Annotated in this window: 5 protein-coding genes; all 5 read right to left on the reverse strand. The window is 66.7% G+C overall.

Translation table 11 applies throughout. The annotated features are described in order from the left end of the window. Positions 1-985: lipoyl synthase (gene lipA, locus DC347_RS17785; protein WP_109863885.1), on the reverse strand; the 985-nt coding region annotated here is incomplete at its 3' end. A gap of 75 nt (positions 986-1060) precedes the next feature. Continuing rightward, a complete protein-coding gene (gene glyA, locus DC347_RS17790) occupies positions 1061-2383 on the reverse strand; it encodes a serine hydroxymethyltransferase (RefSeq protein WP_109863886.1) in 1323 nt (440 codons plus the stop codon). Continuing rightward, positions 2380-2763, reverse strand: coding sequence for a glycine cleavage system protein GcvH (gcvH, locus tag DC347_RS17795; protein WP_109863887.1), 384 nt, complete (start codon positions 2761-2763; stop codon positions 2380-2382). The genes glyA and gcvH overlap by 4 nt, the downstream gene beginning before the upstream one ends. Before the next feature lie 52 nt (positions 2764-2815). Continuing rightward, entirely contained in the window at positions 2816-3964 is a 1149-nt protein-coding gene (gene gcvT / locus DC347_RS17800) for a glycine cleavage system aminomethyltransferase GcvT (protein WP_109863888.1), read from the reverse strand. A gap of 5 nt (positions 3965-3969) precedes the next feature. After that, positions 3970-6120 (reverse strand): aminomethyl-transferring glycine dehydrogenase (gcvP, locus tag DC347_RS17805; protein WP_240617842.1); only part of this gene is annotated, 2151 nt, incomplete at its 5' end.

Genomic DNA, 6120 nt, shown 5'->3' on the forward strand with positions numbered 1-6120 from the left:
GGCGGGTGGTGCCGGAGTCTTGGATGCCGTCGGCGATGTGGGCGAGTTCGGCGGGGATGTCGCGGCCTTTTTTGCGCATGGCGGTGGCCCAGAGGCGGCCGGCGCGGTAGGAGGAGCGGACCAGGGGGCCGGACATGACGCCGAGGAAGCCGATGTCCTGGGCTTCGTGCTGGAGGTCCACGAATTCCTGGGGTTTGACCCAGCGGTCCACGGGGAGGTGGCGTTCGGAGGGGCGGAGGTATTGGGTGATGGTGATCAGGTCGCAGCCGGCTTCGTGGAGGTCGCGGAGGGCTTCGGAGATTTCCTCGCGGGTTTCGCCCATGCCCAGGATGAGGTTGGATTTGGTGACCATGCCCAGGTTGCGGCCCTGGGTGATGACGTCCAGGGAGCGGTCGTAGCGGAACGCGGGGCGGATGCGTTTGAAGATCCGGGGCACGGTTTCGACGTTGTGGGCGAAGACTTCGGGGGCTGAGTCGCAGATCGCTTTGATGTGGTCGGGGTTGCCGGAGAAGTCGGGGATGAGCAGTTCCACGCCGGTGCCGGGGTTCAGTTCGTGGATCTTGCGGACGGTTTCGGCGTAGAGCCAGACGCCTTCGTCTTCGAGGTCGTCGCGGGCCACACCGGTGACGGTGGCGTAGCGCAGTTGCATGGACTGGACGGAGCGGGCCACCTTGGTGGGTTCGAACATGTCCACGGGGGAGGGTTTGCCGGTGTCGATCTGGCAGAAGTCGCAGCGGCGGGTGCATTCGGACCCGCCGATCAGGAAGGTCGCTTCCTTGTCTTCCCAGCATTCGAAGATGTTCGGGCAGCCGGCCTCTTCACAGACGGTGTGCAGGCCTTCCTTTTTGACCAGGTTCTTCAGCCCGACGAACTCCGGGCCCATCTGGACCTTGGCCTTGATCCATTCCGGCTTCCGCTCCACCGGAACGGCAGCATTGCGCTGCTCGATCCGCAGCATCTTCCGGCCTTCAGGTGCCAATGTCATGGTAGTTTCCTTTGTTTGCTCGAAAGGCGCTCCGACAGGCTCAACGACTGTACGTTGAGCCTGTCGGAACCAGGGTCAGGACAGGGGCGCGATGCCTGGGTAAAGCGGGTGGGCTTTGGCGAGGTCCTCGACGCGGTGACGGAGCCCGGAAAGGTCCGCGCCGGCGTCGGCCGTCAATGCCTCGGCGATGATGTCCGCAACCTCCCGGAAGGCGTCCTCGCCGAAGCCGCGGGTGGCCAGTGCCGGGGTGCCGATGCGCAGGCCTGAGGTGACCATGGGCGGGCGCGGGTCGAAGGGCACGGCATTGCGGTTGACGGTGATGTCGATCGCGGCGAGCCGGTCCTCGGCCTGCTGTCCGTCAAGTTCGCAGTTGCGCAGGTCGACAAGGACCAGGTGCACGTCGGTGCCGCCGGAGACCACACTGATGCCCTTTGCCACGACGTCCGGCTGGACCAGGCGTTCTGCCAGCAGGCGCGCGCCGGCGAGCACACGTTCCTGGCGTTCGCGGAACTCTTCGGTGGCGGCGATCTTGAAGGCCACCGCCTTGCCGGCGATGACGTGTTCCAGCGGGCCGCCCTGCTGTCCCGGGAACACTGCCGAGTTGATCTTCTTGGCGATGTCGGCGTCGTTGCTCAGGATGATCCCGCCGCGCGGACCGGCGAGGGTCTTGTGCGTGGTGGAGGTGGTGACGTGCGCGTGCGGCACCGGGCTCGGGTGAAGGCCTGCTGCGACCAGCCCGGCGAAGTGCGCCATGTCCACCATCAGGTACGCGCCCACGGAATCGGCGATCCGGCGGAACTCGGCGAAATCCAGCTGGCGGGCGTAGGCGGACCAGCCGGCCACGATGAGCTGCGGCTTGTGCTCCCGGGCCAGGCGTTCCACCTCGGCCATGTCGATGGTGTGGGTGTCCTCCCGGACCTGGTACGGCACCACGTTGTAGAGCTTGCCGGAGAAGTTGATGCGCATGCCGTGCGTGAGGTGGCCGCCGTGCGCCAGGTTCAGGCCCATGATGGTGTCGCCGGGCTTGATCAGGGCGTGCATCACGGAGGCGTTGGCTTGGGCTCCGGAGTGCGGCTGGACGTTGGCGTATTCCGCGCCGAACAGGGCCTTCACCCGGTCGATCGCCAGTTGCTCGATCACGTCGACGTGTTCGCAGCCGCCGTAGTAGCGCTTGCCCGGGTAGCCCTCGGCGTACTTGTTGGTCAGGACTGAGCCTTGGGCCTGCATGACGGCGGCGGCCGTGTGGTTCTCGGAGGCGATCATTTCCAGGCCGTCGCGCTGGCGGCCAAGCTCGTCGTCGATCCTGGCGGCAACCTCAGGGTCCAGGACGGACAGGTCGGCGTTCAGGCTGGGGGAGGCCACCTGCTCGAAGGCGCCCACTTCTGCCGGGGCGCTCACAGCTCGCCGCCGTTTGCTGCGGCGTATTCCTCGGCGGACATGAGCGGGCCTTCCTCGGTGACGGACACCTTGAAGAGCCAGCCTGCACCGTAGGGATCGCTGTTGATCAGGGCGGGGTCCGAGACCACGCCGTCGTTGATCTCGGTGACCTCGCCGGTGACCGGGGCGTAGAGGTCGGAGACGGACTTGGTGGATTCCACCTCGCCGCAGGTTTCGCCGGCCGTGACGATGGAGCCGACCTCAGGCAGATCCACGTAGACGATGTCGCCCAGGGCGTCGGCAGCCACGGCGGAAATCCCGATCCCCGCAGGCCCGGATCCGTCCACAGCAACCCATTCGTGCTCGGCGGAGTATTTCAGTTCAGCTACAACTTTGCTCATTGTCTATTTTTCCTTCTTTATCAAAAACAAGTCGTGGTCGGGCGAAAAGGGGTTACTTCTGGCGCCTATAGAAGGGGAGGGGGACCACTTCGAAGCGCTCGGGCTTTCCGCGGAGGTCGATGTCAAGGACGGTGCCGACTTCAGCAAATTCGACCTCGACGTAGGCCATGGCGATGGGGTATCCGAGGGTGGGGGAGGGCTGGCCGGAGGTTACTTCGCCCACCAGGGTGCCGTCCTTAAGGACGGGGTAGTGGGCGCGGCCGGCGCGGCGTCCGGCACCCTTGAGGCCCACCAGCTTCTGCCCGATGGTTGATCCGACTCCGGCGGCCTTGATGGCTGCCAGGGCGTCCTTGCCCACGAAGTCGCCTTCCTTGGCCAGCGACACCACGGGGCCCAGGCCTGCCGCGTAAGCGTTGACGTAGCGGGAGAGTTCATTGCCGTAGAGCGGCATCCCGGCTTCGAGGCGGAGCGAGTCGCGGGCGGCGAGGCCGGCGGGCACCAGGCCGGAGCCTTCGCCGGCCTGGAGCAGTGCCTCCCACAGCGCGGGGGCGTCCAGGTTGGGAACGTAGATTTCGAACCCGTCCTCGCCGGTGTAACCGGTCCGGGCCACGAGCAGGTCCTGGACCGTACCGTTCATGGCGATGCCCACCTCGGCGGCGGCGTAGTACTTGAGCCCGGTGAGCAGTGCGTGCTGTTCGGCCGGGACCAGCGCCAGGAGGATCGCTTCGGAATTCGGTCCCTGGACGGCGATCAGCGAGGTGTTGGCGGAGGCGTCCTCCACAGTGACGTCGAAGGCGGCGGAGCGTGCCAGGAGTTCCTTGGCCACCACTGCGGCGTTGCCCGCGTTGGGCACCACCAGGTACCTGTCAACGCCCTCTTCGGGGGATGGCCGGCGGTAGGTGATGAGGTCGTCGATGATGCCGCCGTCTTCGTTGCAGATCAGCGAGTACTTTGCCTTGCCGATGGCGACCGCGGAGATCTTGCCCACCAGGGCGTAGTCCAGGAACGCGGCGGCGTCGGGGCCGGTGACCCAGACTTCTCCCATGTGGGAGAGGTCGAACAGCCCGGCGGCCTTGCGGACGGCGTGGTGTTCCGCGAGTTCAGACTCGTACTTGAGCGGCATCTGCCAGCCGCCGAAGTCCGTGAACGAGGCGCCTGCCTTCTTGTGCTGCTCGAAAAGAGCGGTGTAGTTCTCGGTCATGGGAATCAGTCTTCCGATCCGGTGATTGAGCTTGTCGAAGTCTCGAACGCTTCGAGGGGCGGGCAGGAGCAGATGAGGTTGCGGTCGCCGGCGGCGCCGTCGATCCGGCCGACGGGTGGGAAGTACTTGTCCTGCTTGTGGTGGGCCGGGAACGCTGCCTGCTCCCGCGGGTAGGCGCGGTCCCAGTCAGAGGAGACGACGGCGGCGGCCGTGTGGGGTGCGTGCCGCAGCGGTGAGTCGGTGACGGCGAAGTCGCCGTTGGCCACCTGGTCGATTTCCTGGCGGATGGTGATCATGGCCTCGATGAAGCGGTCGATCTCGGCCAGGTCCTCGGACTCGGTGGGTTCCACCATGAGCGTGCCCGCGACGGGGAAGGACAGGGTGGGGGCGTGGAAACCGAAGTCGATCAGCCGCTTGGCCACGTCCTCGGCCGTGACTCCGGTCTTCGCCGTGAGTTCGCGCAGGTCCAGGATGCACTCGTGCGCCACCAGCCCGCCCTCGCCGGTGTAGAGGACCGGGAAGTACTCGTTCAGGCGGGACGCGACATAGTTCGCGGCCAGCAGCGCGGACTTGGTGGCCTCGGTCAGGCCCTGCCCGCCCATCAGCTTCACGTACGCCCACGAAATCGGCAGCACGCCGGCCGAACCGAACCGGGACGCCGAGATCGCCACACCGTGCCCGGGCTCGTGCGCGGCCTTGTTCGCGTCCCCCGGCATGAACGGTGCCAGGTGCGCCTTCGCGGCAACGGGCCCGACGCCGGGTCCCCCGCCGCCGTGCGGGATGCAGAAGGTCTTATGCAGGTTCAGGTGGGACACGTCCCCGCCGAACCGGCCCGGCTGGGCCAGCCCCACCAGGGCGTTCAGGTTGGCCCCGTCGATGTAGACCTGGCCCCCCGCGGCGTGGACGGCGTCGCAGACTTCGCGGACATCCCCATCGAACACGCCGTGGGTGGAGGGGTAGGTGATCATGATGGCCGACAGGACGTCCCGGTTCGCCTCGATCTTGGCCGTCAGGTCCTCGTGGTCGATCGTCCCGTCAGCGGCGGTGGCAACCACCACCACCTTCATCCCGGCCAGCACGGCGGAGGCGGCGTTGGTGCCGTGCGCCGAGGCCGGGATCAGGCACACGGTACGCTGCTGCTCGCCCCGGGAATGGTGGTAGCCGCGGATCGCGAGCAACCCCGCGAGCTCGCCCTGGGAGCCGGCGTTGGGCTGGATGGACACCTGGTCATACCCGGTGATCTCGGCCAGGTCCGCTTCCAGGCCGCCGATGAGTTCGCGCCAGCCCTCGGTCTGGGAGTCCGGGGCGAACGGGTGGATCGAGGCGAACTCCGGCCAGGAAATGGCCTCCATCTCAGCCGTCGCGTTCAACTTCATCGTGCACGAACCCAACGGAATCATCGTCCGGTCCAGCGCCAGGTCACGGTCCGAGAGCTTCCGGATGTAACGCAGCAACTGGGTTTCAGACCGGTGCGTATTGAACACCGGATGCTGCAGGTAGGCCGAGGTGCGCAAAATAGTGTCGGGCAGTTCGAATCCCTGGGCGTCACCCACCGGACCGGCGCCAAAGGCGACGGCGACGGCGGAAAGTGTTGCCGCCGTCGTCGTCTCATCAACGGAGACGCCCACCGTGTCCGGATCGATGAAGCGCAGGTTGATGCCGCGGGCTTCAGCGGCGGTGATCACCTTGGCGGCCTTGCCCGGAACGCGGACGGTGAGGGTGTCGAAGAAGGAGTCCGTGACCAGTTTGCGGCCCAGTGACGTGAGTGCTGTTGCCAGGACCCTGGCCTTGTTGTGGACGGTCTCTGCGATCGCCTTCAGGCCGTCGGGGCCGTGGTAAACGGCGTAGAAGGAGGACACGATGGCCAGCAGCGCCTGGGCGGTGCAGATGTTGGACGTGGCCTTCTCGCGGCGGATGTGCTGCTCGCGGGTCTGCAAAGCCAGGCGGTAAGCGGGAACGCCGGCATCGTCCTTGGACACCCCAACCAGGCGGCCGGGCAGGGAACGTTCCAGGCCCTTGCGGACAGCCATGTAGGCGGCGTGCGGCCCCCCAAAGAACAACGGCACACCAAAACGCTGGGCCGAGCCAACGGCAATGTCCGCGCCCTGCTCGCCCGGAGGGGTAATCAGGGTCAGCGCCAGCAGGTCCGCAGCCAC

It is taken from the genome of Pseudarthrobacter sp. AG30 (assembly GCF_003116525.1).
In the GTDB taxonomy this organism is placed as follows: domain Bacteria; phylum Actinomycetota; class Actinomycetes; order Actinomycetales; family Micrococcaceae; genus Arthrobacter.